The 233-nt window shown below is 50.2% G+C and carries 1 rRNA gene; it reads right to left on the minus strand.

The window, feature by feature from the left end:
- A 23S ribosomal RNA gene (locus X739_RS136590) occupies positions 1–233 on the minus strand; the annotation flags it as partial.

Consider the following 233-nt stretch of genomic DNA (forward strand, 5'->3'; position numbering starts at 1 on the left):
ACTTCCGGAGTCTCGGTTGATGTCCTTTCCTACGGGTACTTAGATGTTTCAGTTCCCCGCGTTCGCCACTTTACCCCTATGTATTCAGGGTAAGTTACCTATTATCGATACTTGGAAACCACAGCAGCAAGTCGGCCTTGCGACCTTCCGGCTGCTCTGATTTTCCAAGTACCTTAGGTGGGTTTCCCCATTCGGAAATCTACGGATCAAAGGGTATTCGCACCTCCCCGTAG

Source organism: Mesorhizobium sp. LNHC209A00 (assembly GCF_000502915.1).
Taxonomy (GTDB): Bacteria; Pseudomonadota; Alphaproteobacteria; order Rhizobiales; family Rhizobiaceae; genus Mesorhizobium.